Genomic DNA, 16,372 nt, shown 5'->3' with positions numbered 1-16,372 from the left:
ATCGTCGCTTGAAAGCCGTTTTGAACACCGCCGGTAAAAAAAATCATATTTTTTGCTGGCAGGGGTTTACAGTTAAAAAGACGCTCCGTATAGTGCGCGCCATCGACGACGCACAAGCGTTAACGATACTGCCCAGATGGTGAAATTGGTAGACACGCCAGCTTCAGGTGCTGGTGACCTTACGGTCGTGGAAGTTCGAGTCTTCTTCTGGGCACCAATTTCGAGTTTGAGATTAGATCAGTTTCAAGGCTCACACAAAACCCGCGAAAGCGGGTTTTTTGCATTCTAAGCCCGGCTTTTCTTAAAACTGATTTATTAAAATTAAATCAGGGGTTTACAGATCAAAACGCGCTCCGTATAGTGCGCCACATCAACAGCGGCAACGCTAGCGATGATTGCCCAGATGGTGAAATTGGTAGACACGCCAGCTTCAGGTGCTGGTGACCTTACGGTCGTGGAAGTTCGAGTCTTCTTCTGGGCACCAATTCAAATTCAAGGTTACGACCTTGGATTTCACAAAAACCCGCGAAAGCGGGTTTTTGCGTTTCTGGCTTCCCGAAACCCCATCACCATCGCACCTATCAAAACGCCAGTCCCACCGCGAGGCGCACTTGAGAAACAATATCGTTTATCATTGTTGCAAGTTTTTGCAATGCGACAGTGAGGAACCCTGCGAATGACGTTTCGAAATACCCTGCGCCGAGGCCTGACCTTCACCCTCCTCGGTCTGGCGCTCGCCACTCCCCTCACCCAGGCTGCCGATGCGGTTTCCCTGACTCTCTATAACGGCCAGCACAAGGAAGTCGGCGACGCGATCGCCAAAGCCTTCGAAGCCAAGACCGGCATTCACGTCAACGTGCGCAAAGGCAGCAGCAATCAGCTCGCCAGCCAGATCATCGAAGAAGGCGACCGCTCTCCCGCCGACGTGATCTACACCGAAGAGTCACCACCACTGAACAATCTCGGCGAACTGGGCTTGCTGGCCAAAACCGATGACGCCACTCTGGCCGTACTACCAGAAAAATATGTCGCCGGTAACGGCACCTGGATCGGCGTGACAGCGCGTGTTCGCGTTGTCGCCTACAACCCGAAACTGGTCGACGAAAAAGACCTGCCAAAATCAGTCCTGGATTTCGCCGATCCACAGTGGCAAGGCAAAGTCGGCTTCGTGCCAACCAGCGGCGCGTTTCAGGAACAAGCCGTGGCCATCATCAAGATGCACGGTCGTGACGCCGCCGAAGAATGGCTGACCGGTCTGCGCGCGTTCGGCAAGACCTACAGCAACAACATGGTCGCCCTCAAAGCCGTGGAAAACGGCGAAGTCGCCACCGTGCTGGTGAACAACTACTACTGGTTCGCCCTGCAACGCGAGAAAGGCAAACTGGATTCGAAACTGCATTACTTCACCGGTGGCGACGTCGGCGGCTTGATCACCGTGTCCAGCGCTGCCGTGCTGAAATCCAGCAAACATCCAAAAGAAGCCCAGCAATTCCTCGCCTATATGGCCAGCGAAGAAGGTCAGCGCGTGATCACTCAGACCACCGCCGAGTATCCGCTGCATAAAGGCATGGAATCGGATCGCGGGCTCAAGCCGTTCAGCGAACTGGAAGCGCCAAACGTCACTCCTGCCGATCTGGGCAATGCCGAAGAAGCGTTGGAACTGGAACGTGAAGTTGGCTTGAACTGATGACCGCATCGTTATCCGCCCCCGCCGCGCGCGGGGGTTACGTACCAAAGCGCAAGCGGCCATCAATCTGGCTGGTGCTGCCGGTGTTGTTACTGGTAGTGATGAGCCTGTTGCCGCTGGCCTATGTCGGGCTCAAGGCCTGGCAGGCCGGCTGGGCCGAGGCGTTGCACTTGTTGTGGCGCCCGTATGTGTTCGGCCTGTTGCGCAACACGTTGGCGTTGATGGTTGGCGTAACCCTCACCTGCGGCGTGATTGGTCTGTCGCTGGCCTGGCTGCTGGAACGCAGCAATTTGCCAGGGCGTCGCCTATGGGGCGTGATCCTGTGCCTGCCGTTCGCGGTGCCGGCGTTTGTCAGCAGCTTCACCTGGGTTTCGCTGAGCGCGCAGTTCGAAGGGCTTGGCGGGGCGATTCTGGTGATGAGCCTGTCGAAGTATCCGCTTATCTTCCTGCCGGTGGCGGCAACTCTGCGCAATCTCGATCCCTCCCTTGAAGAGTCGGCACGCACCCTTGGGCAGAATCGCTGGGGCGTATTTTTCCGCGTGACCCTGCCGCTGCTCTGGCCTTCGCTATTGGCCGGCTCGCTATTGATTGCCTTGCACATGCTGGTGGAGTTCGGCGCACTGTCGATCATCGGCCTGCAAACCTTCACCACGGCGATCTATCAGCAATTCGAACTGGAGTTCAGTAACGCCAACGCGGCGATGCTTTCCGCCGTGCTGCTGGCGCTGTGTCTGGTGTTGTTGTGGCTGGAGCTGCGCGTACGCGGCAAAGGCCGGCATGTGCGCACCGGACAAGGTGCCGCGCGCCAAGCTGAACAGGTTCGGCTAGGATCATGGGCCACGGTCGGTCAGCTGTATTGCCTGATGCTGGCAATTGTCGGCAGCGGGATTCCGTTGGGGATGTTGGCGTATTGGCTGGCGGTCGGTTCATCCGCAGCATTCCCGGTGGCAGCGATCACTGAAGCCCTGCTTTCTTCTCTGGCACTTTCTCTTGGCGGAGCTGCGCTGTGTCTAGTGCTGGCCGTGCCGGTCGGCTTGTTGGTGGTGCGTTACAAAGGCCAACTGGCAATCTGGGCCGAGCGCTTGCCGTATCTGCTGCATGCGCTGCCGGGCCTGGTGATTGCGCTGACGCTGGTGTATTTCGCCCTGCACTACGTGCCGGCGCTGTACCAGACTTCGGGGTTGCTGCTGATCGCTTATGCGCTGCTGTTTCTGCCATTGGCGCAGGCGCCGATTCGCACGGCACTGAACAAGGCGGCACCGCAACTGGAAGAGGCTGCGCGCACACTGGGCGCTTCGTCGTTCACGGCGTTTTGTCGGGTGACGCTGCCGATTATCTTCCCGGCATTGGGCGCAGCGTTTGCGCTGGTGTTTCTGGATGCGATGAAGGAATTGACGGCGACGTTGCTGCTGAGTCCGACCGGACTGAACACTTTGGCGACCGAGGTCTGGGCGCATACTGCGAATGTCGAGTTTGCGGCGGCGGCGCCTTATGCGGCGTTGTTGATTTTGGTGTCGGGGCTGCCGGTTTATTTACTGACGACCCGGATGTATCTGAGCCGCTGATAGCGCTTTCGCGAGCAGGCTCGCTCCCACATGTTGACCGAGCTCCATCAGAGGAACGCGATCTAATGTGGGAGCGAGCCTGCTCGCGAAGAGGCCCGCCCAGACAACCTCAAGCTCTGAACTGCCCCAGACTAGCCTTGAGCTGCGCTGCTAAACCATCCAGCACCTTGCCACTCGCGGTGGTCTCCACCACCGCCTGCGCCGCTTTCTCGGCTTGCGCATGAATTGTCTCGACGCGGCCACGTACAGCCTGCGCTCCCTGCGCCTGATGCGCAGCCGCCTGCGTTGCCAAGCCAATCGCCGCATGCACCTGCTCGACCGAGACCTGTACCGACTGCTGCAAGCGCGCACTGTCACGCAGCACCAGTAAACCTTCGCTGGCCTGACGCCCGGCCTGGCCGATCGCCTCGACCGCCTCACGCGCGCCCTGCTGCAACGCGACGATGTGCGCCTGAATATCGCCGGTAGAGCTTTGTGTCTTGCTCGCCAACGCACGCACTTCGTCGGCAACAACGGCAAACCCACGCCCGGTCTCGCCAGCACGTGCCGCTTCAATCGCCGCGTTGAGCGCCAGCAGATTGGTCTGCTCGGCAATCCCGTGAATCACCGTCAGCACCACCTCAATCTGCTCACTCTGCTGAGCCAGCCGCTCGATGACTTTCGCTCCGGTATCGACCTGCCCCGCCAGCGCCTCGATCAGGCTGCCGACCTTGGCGGACGTCCGGGTGTTTTCGTCGGTGGCCTGGCGAATATCCACAACCTGCTTCAAAGCCGCTTGCATCGCATGGCTTTCCGACTGCGCCTCATCAGCCATTTGCGACAGTGCGCGCAGGCTTTCCGCTACCTCATCACGCTGCATGCCGGCAGCCGCATCGGCACCGGCATTGCGCAGGGTCATCGCGCCAATCTCGACGCCAGTACGCTGCGCGACATCGCCCGCTTCGCGCACGATTGGCTGCAACTTATCCACAAAACGGTTGACCGCCGAGGCCATGTCGCCGATTTCGTCTTTGCTGTTGATCTGTACACGCTTGGTCAGGTCGCCCTCGCCCGCAGCCAGGTCATCCATCGCAGCGTTGAGCATCTTCAGGCGATTGACCACGCGATGGCCGAGCACGACGGCCAATAACAGAAGCACGCCAAAACCGACCAACGCCAGGCCCATGCCGATCCGCCAGCGCAGGGTAGCTGCCGCCTCTTGAACAGTATTGGCGGTGTTGGCTTTCATCTCGACGGCGGTTGACTGCGCCGATTGCAGGCGCGCCTGCATGGCTTTGGCACTGTCCGCTGCAGCGCCCTTGAGGCTGTCGCCGACCAGTTGATCACTGCTCGCGATCAACGCTGAGAAGCGCTTGTCCAGTGCCGCCAGATCGGTTTCCACCGACGCCGTGGAAACACCCATCAACACCTTGCCAATTTCCACACCATTGGGATTGATCGAGGCTTCAAGGTAGTAAACCGATGAATCGTTTTTCGCCGCATCCAGCACTTTATCCAATGCACGCTCGCCCTGGCCCTTTTCCAGCAAGGCCTTGTTGATCGGGTTTTCGCGATTGAGATAGCGGGTCAGGTGCTGGCCGGTGGCGTCGTCGTAGACCACGAATAGAACGTTGGGATTGCGCTGGGCACGGCGGGCGAACTCGGACAGGGTCGGTACGTCGCTGTCCCACATGGCACGCGGGGCTACGGAGGCCAGTAACTGCGCCATGTCATTGGCCGAATCTTTCAGATCCTTTTCCAGCGTCGCACGCAGTTGCGCCTGCTCTTCTTTCAGGCGCGAGGACAGGCCGGCGGTAAGCCGCTGACGAGTACTGGCGGACAAGGCATCGAGGCTCGAGGTGACTTCACGCCCGGCCTGCTCCAGTTCACCGGAGAGCTTCTGGCTGTCGGCGCCGAGGCGCACCGCCAAGTCAGCTTCCAGCGCCGTGACGGTGCTCCGCGTCAGGGCAACGGCCACCAACACCTGCACCAAAAGGGCGATACCAAGGGTAACGAACACGGGGCGCAACAAACGGCTTTGTAACAGTGAGAGAACGGCCGACACTGTGAATACCTCTACTTCTGACGCCATTAATTTGATGGCACTCTTGTAGACAGATTCACAGCAAAGGTCATGCCGTCCAACAGGCATAAACGACAAAGGCCCCGATGAAGGGGCCTTTGTGTTTTTACATCAACGACTTATCAAGCAAACGGATGACGCAGAACGATGGTTTCGTTGCGGTCCGGGCCCGTCGAAATAATGTCGATCGGCGCGCCGATCAGCTCTTCAACGCGTTTGATATAGGCGCGAGCGTTAGCCGGCAGCTCTTCCAGGGTTTTTGCACCCACGGTCGATTCGGTCCAGCCCGGCACTTCTTCGTACACAGGCTGCAGGCCTACGTAGCTGTCAGCGTCGGTCGGAGCAACGGCGTTGCCTTCGGCGTCTTTGTAGCCAACGCAGATGTTGATGGTTTCCAGACCATCGAGTACGTCCAGCTTGGTCAGGCAGATGCCCGAAATGCTGTTCACATCGATAGCGCGACGCAGGATAACGGCGTCGAACCAGCCACAACGACGGGCACGGCCGGTGGTCGCACCGAACTCGTGACCTTGTTTAGCCAGATGCGCGCCGACGTCGTCGAACAGCTCAGTCGGGAATGGACCCGAACCGACGCGAGTGGTGTAAGCCTTGGTGATGCCCAGGATGTAGTCGAGGAACATCGGGCCAACGCCGGAACCGGTCGCTACGCCACCGGCAGTGGTGTTGGAACTGGTCACGTACGGGTAGGTACCGTGGTCGATGTCGAGCAACGAACCCTGAGCGCCTTCGAACATGATGTCTTTGCCGGCGCGACGCAGGTCGTGCAGCTCAGCGGTGACGTCGAGCATCAGCGGCTTGAGCAGCTCAGCGTATTCCTTGCACTCGGCCAGGGTTTTCTCGAACTCGATGGCCGGCTCTTTGTAGTAACCGACCAGCATGAAGTTGTGGTAATCCACCAGTTCACGCAGCTTGTCTTCGAAGCGCGGCATGTTCAGCAGGTCGCCAACACGCAGGCCACGACGAGCAACCTTGTCTTCGTAAGCCGGGCCGATGCCGCGACCGGTAGTACCGATCTTCAGCTCGCCACGGGCCTTTTCACGGGCCTGGTCCAGCGCCACGTGGAAGGACAGGATCAGCGGGCAGGACGGGCTGATACGCAGACGCTCACGCACCGGTACGCCTTTCTCTTCCAGCTTGGTGATCTCGCGCAGCAGGGCGTCAGGTGCAACCACCACGCCGTTGCCGATCAGGCACTGCACGCCTTCGCGCAGCACGCCCGACGGGATCAGGTGCAGGACGGTTTTCTCGCCGTCGATCACCAGTGTGTGGCCAGCGTTGTGGCCACCTTGGTAGCGCACTACGGCTGCAGCATGTTCGGTCAGCAGATCAACGATCTTGCCTTTGCCCTCATCACCCCATTGGGTGCCCAGGACTACGACATTCTTACCCATAACACTTGTCCTCATTCGCGCAAACTTGGTGCCGGCGATGGCCGGCAGGAAAACTCAAGAAGCCAGTGGCGATACTTGCCAAAGCCCGTTCTGCTGAATCAATTGCCGGTCGCAGTCCGCATCACGGGCGGCGGCCAAAGGTTGCCCAGGCAAAGCCTGAACGACACGCTGACCCTCACTGCGCAACTGGCAAACCTGCTGCCAGAGTGCCGCATCCGTACTGTCAGGCATCCAGATACCGCCAGACGGTAGCTCGATCTCAGCACGCCCCAGGGTCACCAGGGTTTTCAAATCGGTGGAAAAACCAGTCGCCGGACGCGCGCGACCAAAATCCGCGCCGATGTCGTCGTAGCGACCGCCCTGAGCGATGGACTGGCCAACGCCCGGCACGAACACCGCGAACACCACACCGGTGTGGTAGTGGTAGCCACGTAGCTCGCCCAGGTCGAAGTACAACGGCAGGTCCGGGAAACGCGCCGATAGGCGCTCGGCGATTGCCAGCAAATCTTCGAGTGCTGCCAAAACCGGCGCCGGTGCATTGGCCAGTCGTTCGCGGGCAGCGCTCAACACTTCACGCCCGCCACACAGGTCGACCAGCGCCCGCAGCATGCCGGACAAGTCGGCCGGCAAGCCTTCAGTCAAGGTAATGACCTCGTCGATGGCCTTGCGTTGCAGCGCATCGAACAACTGCTGTTCGACTTCACCGGACAGACCGGCGGCACGCGCCAGACCACGGTAGATGCCAACATGACCAAGGTCCATGTGCACATCCGGCACATCGGCCAGTTGCAGCATGGCCAGCATCAGGCTGATCACTTCAACGTCGCTGCTCGGGCTGGCGTCGCCGTACAGCTCGGCGCCCAACTGGATCGGGCTGCGCGAGGACGACAATGCACGCGGCTGAGCATGCAGCACGCTGCCGGCGTAGCACAGACGGCTCGGACCTTCGCGACGCAGGGTGTGCGCATCGATACGTGCCACTTGCGGCGTGATGTCGGCACGGAAACCCATCTGCCGGCCCGATTGCGGGTCAATGACCTTGAAGGTACGCAGATCCAGGTCCTGGCCCGCGCCGGTCAGCAGGGATTCCAGGTACTCGATATGGGGAGTCACGACAAACTCGTAACCCCAGCTCTGGAACAGATCCAACACCTGACGACGCGCGACTTCAATGCGCGCCGCTTCCGGTGGCAGTACTTCTTCGATGCCATCTGGCAGCAGCCAGCGGTCTACCGTTGCCATTACGCCATTCCCCTTTGATCCGGGCGGCCAGCCTGCGGGCGAGCCTTGAGTGAAGCAGAAAATGACCGAACCGTTCAAAACGCACGCGCATGAACGACGCGGCGAAAGGCCTGTTAGCGGCTTCGCCCATCACTTTCCTCGAAATACTCTCGGGCCATTCAACCCGATGCCTGCAACAAAAAACAGCAATCAAACGTGCAGACGCAAAAAAGCCGGGAATTTCCCGGCTGCCGCATCATACACACGTTTTCCCAAAGGATCACCCCGCCCGAGGTTTTAGCCGCCGGGCGGAATGATTCAGGTCAACGGCGTATCAAGGCTTGGCCTTTTCCAGGTAGTGGAAAAAGTCGCTGCTTGGGTCAAGGACCAATACGTCGGATTTGTTCGCGAAGCTTTCACGGTAGGCGCGCAGGCTACGATAGAAACTGTAGAACTCCTGATCCTGACCGTAGGCCTTGGAGTAGATCGCAGCGGCCTGGGCATCACCATCACCGCGAACCTCTTCGGATTCACGATAGGCTTCAGCCAGCAGCACGCGGCGTTGACGATCGGCGTCGGCACGGATGCCTTCCGCTAGCTCGTTACCCTTGGCGCGGTGCTCGCGAGCTTCACGCTCGCGCTCGGTGCTCATACGCTCGAACACACTGCGGTTCACTTCTTTCGGCAGGTCGATGGTCTTGACCCGGACATCGACAACTTCGATACCCAGCTCCTTTTCCGCCATTTTGTTCAGCGATGCGGTGATGTCAGCCATCAACGCGTCACGCTCACCCGACACTACTTCGTGCAGAGTGCGCTTACCGAACTGGTCACGCAGACCGGATTCAAGACGACGGGAAAGACGCTCGTCGGCGATTTGCTTGAGGCCGGAAGTTGCGGTGTAGAAGCGCTCGGCATCTTTCACGCGCCACTTGGCGTAGGCATCGACCATCACGGCTTTCTTTTCCAGGGTCAGGAAACGCTGTGTCGGTGCATCCAGCGTCATCAGACGTGCGTCGAATTTACGCACCTGGTTAACGTAAGGCACTTTCACATGCAGGCCTGGCTGAACATCGGCCTGAACCACGCGGCCGAATTGCAGCAGCACCGCACGCTCGGTCTGAGCGACGATGTAGAAGCAGTTCCAGCCCACCAGTACCACAACAACGCCAACGATCAGGGCGATCAGCGATTTATTGCTCATCAGCGGGTCTCCCTTGTGCGCGACTGCGGCAGGTCAGTGACATGCGGCGTGACGTCCGTGTTGTTGCTGGCGGCAGCCGAACCGGTGACCGGTGCATTGCTGCCCGAACTGTTCTGAATCATTTTGTCCAACGGCAGGTAAAGCAGGTTGCTCTGGCCGTTCTTGTTGCCGGTCACGAGTACCTTGCTGGTATTGCTGAAGACTTCCTGCATGGTGTCCAGGTACAGACGCTGGCGGGTAACCTCAGGTGCCTTGCGGTACTCGGCGACCAGCTTGGTAAAGCGATCGGCTTCACCCTTGGCGCGCGAGACCGTTTCGTCACGGTAACCGTTGGCATCCTCGAGGATGCGCTGGGCCTGACCACGGGCTTCCGGCACGACGCCGTTGGCGTAGGTTTCAGCCTGGTTGCGCGAACGCTGCTCGTCTTCACGGGCGCGGATCACGTCATCGAAGGCTTCCTGCACTTCACGCGGTGCCGCTGCGCTCTGTACGTTGACCTGAGTGACGGTGATACCGGTGCGATAGGTATCGAGGAAGCGTTGCAGACGCTCCTTGATTTCGCTGGCCATCAATTCACGACCTTCGGTCAGCACCTGGTCCATGGCGGTGGAACCCACCACGTGGCGCAGGGCACTGTCAGTCGCATGCTGCAGACTGATTTCCGGCTGATCGACGTTCAGCACGAAGTCCTGCAGGTTGCTGATCTTGTACTGCACGGTCAGCGGCACTTCGACGATGTTCTCGTCTTCGGTCAGCATCTGGCCTTGCTTGGTGTACGCACGCTCACGCGTGACGTTTTCCATGTACTTTTTATCGATCGGCGGGAAGTAGATATTCAGGCCTGGGCCAACAGTCTCGTAGTACTTGCCGAAGCGCAGCACCACGGCTTGCTCCTGCTCGTCCACCACGTAGACCGCGCTGTACAGCCAGACAGCCGCCAGCACGACGAGGCCGATGCCGAGCAGACCGCCGAAGCCGCCACCGCTCCTGCCCGAACCACCGCCGTCATCACCACCGCGTTTCTTACCACCACCGAACAACCCGTTCAGGCTTTCCTGCAGCTTTCGGAAGGCCTCGTCGAGATCCGGTGGCCCCTTGCGGTCGCCGTTATTGCGGCGTTTGCCACCCCAAGGATCCTGATTATTCGAGTTGCCACCCGGCTCATTCCAAGCCATAGCGCTCTCCATCTGATAAAGCAAAGACGCACCCACGGCGCGCCGACCAATGCTACAGAATGCCTGCCGTTACGGCACAACCGCTTCTTCAGGCTTTTATTGCAAAGTGTGTTGCTCGATGAATTCCATCGGCTGCAATCCTTCGCGGCTTACCAGTCGATTCAGCTCGACCCGGGGCAAACGAACGGCCAGCAGGCTGATGCCTTCTTCGTCATGCTCTTCTTTCTGCACCGCACCGAGTTCGAAAAACTGCGCACGCAGTCGGGCGAATCGTTGCGGCAAGCGCAATGTGCCGATGAACAAATCACTGCCGAGTAATTCGGCAATGGCTTGTTCAAGCAATTCCAGACCACTGCCATCACGTGCCGAAAGCCAGACCCGCTGGGGCTTGCCGTTTTCGTCGCGCTGGATTTGTGGCTCAACGCCTTCAAGCAAATCGAGTTTGTTATAGACCTCGAGTATCGGCAAGTCCTGGGCACCAATCTCGCCCAGCACCACCATCACCTGCTCGATCTGCAACATGCGATCCGGCTCGGCCGCATCGATCACGTGCAACAACAGGTCGGAGTTGGCCGACTCTTCGAGGGTAGACCGAAATGCTTCGACCAGCTTGTGCGGCAGGTGACGAATGAAGCCTACCGTGTCCGCCAGAACAATCGGCCCCAAGTCGTCCAGATCCAGACGGCGCAGGGTCGGGTCCAGCGTGGCGAACAACTGGTCGGCCGCGTAAACGTCGGATTTCGTCACATTGTTGAAGAGTGTCGATTTGCCGGCGTTGGTATACCCCACCAGAGACACGGTCGGAATATCGGCACGGGAACGGCCACGTCGCGACTGCTCGCGCTGGCTGCGCACCTTCTCCAACCGGCCCTTGATCTGGCGCAGGCGGACCCGCAGCAAACGCCGGTCGGTTTCCAGTTGGGTCTCACCTGGGCCGCGCATGCCGATGCCGCCACCCTGACGCTCAAGGTGAGTCCAGCCGCGAACCAGGCGCGTGCTCATGTGGTCAAGCTGGGCCAGTTCGACCTGGAGCTTGCCTTCATGGGTACGGGCGCGTTGGGCGAAAATATCGAGAATCAGACCGGTACGGTCGATCACGCGACACTCGAAAACACGTTCGAGGTTACGTTCCTGACTGGGCGTGAGGATGTGATTGAAAATCACCAGATCGGCTTCTTCAGCCTTGACCAGGTCGCGCAGTTCCTCGACCTTGCCGCTGCCGATCAGAAATTTGGCGGTTGGCCGATGACGCGGTACGTTAAAAAACGCAACGGTCTCGGCGCCCGCCGAATTAGCCAATTCCTGAAACTCCTGCGGATCTTCGCGCGCCTCAGGGTCCTGTCCATCCAAGTGAACGAGGATCACTCGCTCACCACCACCGTGGCGCTCAAAGAACAAAGGAGACTCCTATCAGGCGTTACCTGGCTCAGCGTCACCTGCTTCGGATTCGGTTGCGCTAGGCAGACGAATTGGACGAACCGGCACTACTGTCGAGATAGCGTGTTTGTAAACCATCTGGCTTACGGTGTTTTTCAGCAGGATCACGAACTGGTCGAACGACTCGATCGTGCCTTGCAGTTTGATACCGTTGACCAGGTAGATGGAAACCCCAACTTTCTCTTTACGTAAAGTATTCAAGTAAGGGTCTTGTAGCGAATGCCCTTTTGACATGTGCCGCACTCCTTTAAGGATTCAATAATAAAAAATAGGTAATTCAGATGGCTTTGGCCGTCACACCCCCAAGGATAGACGGCAATTGCAAGGACTCAGCTCAATATGGAGATGGTCCCAAGGTATTTCAAGGCGCGTGGCAGATTGTCGCAATCAAGACTGTCCAGCCAGTGTATATCTTCCCAGCTGCGCAGCCAGGTGAACTGGCGTTTGGCCAATTGGCGCGTGGCGATGATGCCGCGCTCCTGCATTTCGGCCAACGTCAGCTTGCCATCCAGGTAGTCCCAGACTTGGCGGTAGCCTACCGCACGTATAGACGGCAACCCCGAATGCAGGTCACTTCTTTTACGCAGGGCTACGACCTCGTCGAGGAACCCCTGTTCCAACATATTTGTGAATCTTTGTTTAATGCGCTCGTGCAGTACCTGACGATTCGCCGGGGCAATGGCCAAGTTCGCGACAGTATAGGGCAATTGTTGCAGTCCCGAAGCGGCTGCTTCAGTACTTTGCGCAGATTGTTGCTGACGCAGCTCGGTCATGCTCTGACCACTGACTCGATAAACTTCCAGCGCGCGACTCAAGCGCTGCGGATCGTTCGGGTGAATCCGCGCCGCTGACACCGGGTCAATGAGCGCCAATTGATCGTGCAAGGCTTGCCAACCGAGGCGTGCAGCCTCTTCTTCGATCTGCGCGCGGACATCGGCATCGGCCGCTGGCATATCCGCCAGACCTTCGACCAAAGCCTTGTAATAGAGCATCGTACCGCCGACCAGCAGCGGAATTTTTCCGCGCGCGGTGATCTCGGCCATGGCTTGCAAGGCATCGCGACGGAAATCCGCAGCCGAATAAGCCTCAGCCGGGTCGAGAATATCGATCAAGCGGTGCGGATATTCGGCCAGCAGTTCTTTCGAAGGCTTGGCAGTGCCAATGTCCATGCCGCGATAGACCAGCGCTGAATCGACACTGATCAACTCGCACGGCAGCACCTTGGTCAGCTCGATGGCTAGATCGGTCTTGCCCGCAGCGGTCGGGCCCATCAGGAAAATCGCTGGAGGAAGCTGGCTCATCAACGACCGCGCAGGAACAGTTTGTCCAGATCGTCCAGGCCCAATTGGGTCCAGGTCGGTCGGCCATGGTTGCATTGACCGCTGCGCTCGGTGTTTTCCATGTCACGCAGCAGGCCGTTCATTTCCGGCAGGGCCAGGCGCCGATTGGCGCGGATCGCGCCGTGGCAGGCCATGGTGCCGAGGAGTTCGTTGAGGTGCGCCTGAATCCGGTCGCTGGTGCCGTACTCCATCAAGTCCGACAGGACATCGCCGACCAGGCGATTGGCTTCAGCCTGCTTCAGCAAGGCCGGGATCTGCCGAATCGCCAGGGTTTCCGGGCCCAGACGCTGCAGCTCGAACCCCAGACGCTGGAACCATGCCGCGTGCTCTTCAGCGCAATCGGCCTCGCGCTGGCTAACGGCCAAGGATTCCGGCACCAACAATGGCTGCCCACTGAGACCCTCGCTGGCCATGGCGATTTTCAGGCGTTCGTACATGATCCGCTCGTGAGCAGCGTGCATGTCCACCAGCACCAGCCCTTGGGCGTTTTCGGAAAGAATGTAGATACCTTTCAACTGCGCCAAGGCATAACCAAGCGGAGGAATATCTTCCTGCCCGGCCGGCAGTGCGTTGGCATTAGCCTCAGGCAGCGGCGCGAAAAACTCGCGATACGCAGCCTGAGCCTCGGCCGCCGGCGGTACCGCTGATTGTGGGCGTGGCGTGTATTGATACTGGTAAGCCCCGCCAGCGCTGGCACCGGACGAGGTATTGAACGCCGGCTGCGCCTGCGGTTGCTCCAGCAGCGCATTGGCCGCCAGACGCATTTCGCCCTGCGGGCCGAACTCACCGGCATCGAGGCCCGTTGGCCGCACGACAGCTGTGGTCACGGAACCGGCAAGCTGATCTTCCGGACGCACGTCGCCCAAAGCGCGGTGCAACGTGCCATAAAGGAAGTCATGCACCATGCGCCCGTCACGGAAGCGCACTTCGTGTTTGGTCGGGTGCACGTTGACGTCGACCGCCGCCGGATCGACTTCAAAAAACAGCGCAAACGTCGGGTGACGACCGTTGAACAGCACGTCGCGATAGGCCTGACGCACTGCGTGGGCCACAAGCTTGTCGCGCACCGCCCGGCCATTCACAAAGAAATATTGCAGATCCGCCTGACTGCGGTTAAAGGTCGGCAAACCAACCCAGCCCCAAAGGTGCAAGCCGTTGCGCTCGATCTCGATCGGCAGCGCCTGCTCGAGGAAACCCGAACCACAGATCGCCGCCACACGCCGGGCGCGGGCCGCGTCATCGTGGGCTTCGTGCAGGCTGAGAATGGTCTTGCCGTTATGCCGCAGATGGAAAGCCACGTCGAAACGCGCCAGCGCCAGACGCTTGATCACTTCTTGCAGGTGATCGAACTCGGTTTTTTCGGTCTTGAGGAATTTTCGTCGCGCCGGGGTGTTGAAAAACAGGTCGCGAACTTCCACGGAAGTGCCGACCGGATGCGCCGCCGGTTGCACCCGAGGCGCCATGTCGCGGCCTTCGGTTTCGACTTGCCAGGCTTGATCGGCATCGCGAGTACGCGAGGTCAGCGTCAGGCGCGCCACGGAACTGATCGACGCCAGCGCCTCACCCCGGAAACCGAGGCTCATCACCTGTTCAAGGTCTTCCAGGTTGCGAATCTTGCTGGTGGCGTGACGGGCCAGCGCCAGCGGCAGGTCATCGGCAGAGATGCCGCTGCCATCGTCACGCACCCGCAGCAACTTGACCCCGCCCTGCTCGACATCAACATCGATGCGCTTGGCGCCGGAGTCGAGGCTGTTTTCCAGCAGTTCCTTGATCACCGAGGCCGGACGTTCAACCACCTCACCGGCGGCGATCTGGTTCGCCAGCCGTGGGCTGAGCAGTTCGATACGGGCAGCAGCGTTCAGCACTTCGTTCATTCTTTGGACGCCAGTTCGGTGCCAGGAATGGTCAAGTGCTGACCGACTTTCAGTTCATCGCTTTTCAGATTGTTGGCAGCGCGCAGCGTGGCCGGCGACACCTGATAGCGCACGCCGATCATCGCCAGCGTTTCACCCGGACCGACGCGATGATCGCGCGGGCCTTGAGCGATCTTGCCGGAATCACGCAGCCAGGCGATGTAAGTGCCCGGTGGCGGGTTCTGCTGGAAGAACTGGCGCACGCCGCTGCTGATCGAGCGGGCCAACGCTTGCTGATGGCTCGATGCCGAGAGCTTGTTGGCTTCGTTGGCATTGGAGATAAACCCGGTTTCGACCAGAATCGACGGGATGTCCGGCGACTTCAACACCATGAACCCGGCCTGTTCCACACGCTGTTTGTGCAGCGGCGTGACGCGGCCGATGTTGGTCAGGACTTTCTGACCGACGTTGAGGCTGGAAGTCAGCGAGGCAGTCATCGACAGGTCGAGCAACACGCCGGCGAGCATGCGGTCCTTGTCATCCAGGCTGACGTTGCCAGCACCACCGATCAAGTCGGAACGGTTTTCACTGTCGGCCAGCCAACGGGCGGTTTCCGAGGTTGCGCCGCGGTCGGACAGGGCAAACACCGATGCACCGAAAGCGGCGGCAGATGGCGCCGCATCGGCGTGGATCGACACAAACAGGTCGGCGCCCTTCTTGCGGGCAATCTCGGTACGACCGCGCAACGGGATGAAATAGTCGCCGGTTCGGGTCAGTTCGGCGCGGAAGCCTTTCATGCCGTTGACCTGACGCTGCAGTTCGCGAGCGATCTGCAGCACTACGTCTTTCTCACGCTGACCGCGCGAACCGGATGCGCCCGGGTCTTCGCCACCGTGGCCGGCGTCGATCACCACAATAATGTCGCGCTTGCCGGCCGGGGCTGGCGGCAACTTGATTGCCGGTTCGGTCGGGGTTACCGGCACCGCTGGCACAGTCGCGACCTGCGGCGTCGGCGCAGGCGGCGGTGCGGCGTCGGCCGGGTTATCGAACAGGTCGACCACCAGGCGGTTGCCGTACTGCGCGTTCGGCGCCAGCGAGAAGCTTTTCGGGGTGACGGCTTTTTTCAGGTCGATGACCACGCGCAGGTCGGTCGGCGTGCGCTGGGCCGAACGCATTGCGGTGATCGGCGTGTTCGCGGTCTGCACATTCAGCGGTGCACCGAGGGTGGCACCGTTGATGTCGATCACCAGCCGGTCCGGTGCGGTCAGGGTAAACACGCTGTGCTGCACCGGGCCGCTCAGGTCGAAGACCAGTCGCGTGTTGTCCGGCGCCCGCCACAGGCGCACGCTGTTGACCTTTGAATCGGCCACAGCGTTGACGGTTACTGCCATCAACAACAGTCCAGCGGCAGCCACC

At 59.8% G+C, this 16,372-nt stretch carries 12 protein-coding genes and 2 tRNA genes; 4 read left to right on the top strand and 10 right to left on the bottom strand.

All coding sequences use genetic code 11. The features are described from left to right. Positions 1-130 precede the first annotated feature (130 nt). The 4 genes from J0G10_RS03775 to J0G10_RS03760 all read left to right on the top strand — a co-directional run bounded on the left by J0G10_RS03775 (position 131) and on the right by J0G10_RS03760 (position 3,252). Positions 131-217: transfer RNA gene (locus J0G10_RS03775), tRNA-Leu, on the top strand. 180 nt (positions 218-397) lie between these two features. Further along, a tRNA-Leu gene (locus tag J0G10_RS03770) sits at positions 398-484 on the top strand. A 192-nt stretch (positions 485-676) separates the two neighbouring features. Continuing rightward, positions 677-1,687 carry an extracellular solute-binding protein gene (locus J0G10_RS03765; RefSeq protein ID WP_095126137.1) on the top strand — a complete coding sequence of 337 codons (1,011 nt, stop codon included), beginning with the start codon at positions 677-679 and terminating at the stop codon, positions 1,685-1,687. Then, the gene (locus tag J0G10_RS03760; RefSeq protein ID WP_220557490.1) at positions 1,687-3,252 is read left to right on the top strand and encodes an ABC transporter permease; all 1,566 of its coding nucleotides are present in this window, start codon (positions 1,687-1,689) and stop codon (positions 3,250-3,252) included. Before J0G10_RS03765 ends, J0G10_RS03760 begins: the two co-directional genes overlap by 1 nt. 109 nt (positions 3,253-3,361) lie before the next feature. Here the strand turns inward: J0G10_RS03760 and J0G10_RS03755 are convergent, their stop codons facing one another. The 10 genes from J0G10_RS03755 to J0G10_RS03710 all read right to left on the bottom strand — a co-directional run bounded on the left by J0G10_RS03755 (position 3,362) and on the right by J0G10_RS03710 (position 16,347). Next, entirely contained in the window at positions 3,362-5,296 is a 1,935-nt protein-coding gene (locus J0G10_RS03755) for a methyl-accepting chemotaxis protein (protein ID WP_095047412.1), read from the bottom strand. 140 nt (positions 5,297-5,436) lie between these two features. Further along, positions 5,437-6,726 carry an adenylosuccinate synthase gene (locus J0G10_RS03750; RefSeq protein ID WP_007915835.1) on the bottom strand — a complete coding sequence of 430 codons (1,290 nt, stop codon included), beginning with the start codon at positions 6,724-6,726 and terminating at the stop codon, positions 5,437-5,439. A 54-nt stretch (positions 6,727-6,780) separates the two neighbouring features. Beyond that, positions 6,781-7,968, bottom strand: a complete 1,188-nt coding sequence (locus J0G10_RS03745) for an ATP phosphoribosyltransferase regulatory subunit (protein ID WP_038360371.1) — start codon at positions 7,966-7,968, stop codon at positions 6,781-6,783. A 313-nt stretch (positions 7,969-8,281) separates the two neighbouring features. Then, positions 8,282-9,151 (bottom strand): protease modulator HflC, encoded by an 870-nt coding sequence (gene hflC, locus J0G10_RS03740; protein ID WP_007915830.1) that lies wholly within the window; start codon positions 9,149-9,151, stop codon positions 8,282-8,284. Then, positions 9,151-10,326 (bottom strand): FtsH protease activity modulator HflK, encoded by a 1,176-nt coding sequence (gene hflK, locus J0G10_RS03735; protein ID WP_016984785.1) that lies wholly within the window; start codon positions 10,324-10,326, stop codon positions 9,151-9,153. Before hflK ends, hflC begins: the two co-directional genes overlap by 1 nt. Before the next feature lie 96 nt (positions 10,327-10,422). Further along, the gene (gene hflX, locus J0G10_RS03730; protein WP_093430181.1) at positions 10,423-11,724 is read right to left on the bottom strand and encodes a ribosome rescue GTPase HflX; all 1,302 of its coding nucleotides are present in this window, start codon (positions 11,722-11,724) and stop codon (positions 10,423-10,425) included. 12 nt (positions 11,725-11,736) lie between these two features. Beyond that, on the bottom strand, positions 11,737-11,997 hold the full coding sequence (gene hfq, locus J0G10_RS03725) for an RNA chaperone Hfq (RefSeq protein ID WP_007902656.1): 261 nt from the start codon (positions 11,995-11,997) through the stop codon (positions 11,737-11,739). Positions 11,998-12,092: 95 nt separating this feature from the next. Beyond that, the gene (gene miaA / locus J0G10_RS03720; RefSeq protein ID WP_095047299.1) at positions 12,093-13,064 is read right to left on the bottom strand and encodes a tRNA (adenosine(37)-N6)-dimethylallyltransferase MiaA; all 972 of its coding nucleotides are present in this window, start codon (positions 13,062-13,064) and stop codon (positions 12,093-12,095) included. Further along, entirely contained in the window at positions 13,064-14,965 is a 1,902-nt protein-coding gene (gene mutL, locus J0G10_RS03715; protein ID WP_175559558.1) for a DNA mismatch repair endonuclease MutL, read from the bottom strand. The genes miaA and mutL overlap by 1 nt, the downstream gene beginning before the upstream one ends. Positions 14,966-14,973: 8 nt before the next feature. Then, entirely contained in the window at positions 14,974-16,347 is a 1,374-nt protein-coding gene (locus tag J0G10_RS03710) for an N-acetylmuramoyl-L-alanine amidase (protein WP_371748301.1), read from the bottom strand. Between the last annotated feature and the right edge of the window lie 25 nt (positions 16,348-16,372).

It is taken from the genome of Pseudomonas germanica, from assembly GCF_019614655.1.
GTDB classification, from domain to species: domain Bacteria; phylum Pseudomonadota; class Gammaproteobacteria; order Pseudomonadales; family Pseudomonadaceae; genus Aquipseudomonas; species Aquipseudomonas neuropathica.
The sequence above is the reverse complement of the archived record's forward strand: the minus strand, read 5'-3'. Positions and strand labels throughout refer to the sequence as shown.

Coding starts and splice junctions, on each gene's coding strand:
- J0G10_RS03765 (WP_095126137.1), top strand. CDS start 677: ATGACGTTTCGAAATACCCTGCGCCGAGGCCTGACCTTCACCCTCCTC.
- J0G10_RS03760 (WP_220557490.1), top strand. CDS start 1,687: ATGACCGCATCGTTATCCGCCCCCGCCGCGCGCGGGGGTTACGTACCA.
- J0G10_RS03750 (WP_007915835.1), bottom strand. CDS start 6,726: ATGGGTAAGAATGTCGTAGTCCTGGGCACCCAATGGGGTGATGAGGGC.
- J0G10_RS03745 (WP_038360371.1), bottom strand. CDS start 7,968: ATGGCAACGGTAGACCGCTGGCTGCTGCCAGATGGCATCGAAGAAGTA.
- hflC (WP_007915830.1), bottom strand. CDS start 9,151: ATGAGCAATAAATCGCTGATCGCCCTGATCGTTGGCGTTGTTGTGGTA.
- hflK (WP_016984785.1), bottom strand. CDS start 10,326: ATGGCTTGGAATGAGCCGGGTGGCAACTCGAATAATCAGGATCCTTGG.
- hfq (WP_007902656.1), bottom strand. CDS start 11,997: ATGTCAAAAGGGCATTCGCTACAAGACCCTTACTTGAATACTTTACGT.
- miaA (WP_095047299.1), bottom strand. CDS start 13,064: ATGAGCCAGCTTCCTCCAGCGATTTTCCTGATGGGCCCGACCGCTGCG.
- J0G10_RS03710 (WP_371748301.1), bottom strand. CDS start 16,347: ATGGCAGTAACCGTCAACGCTGTGGCCGATTCAAAGGTCAACAGCGTG.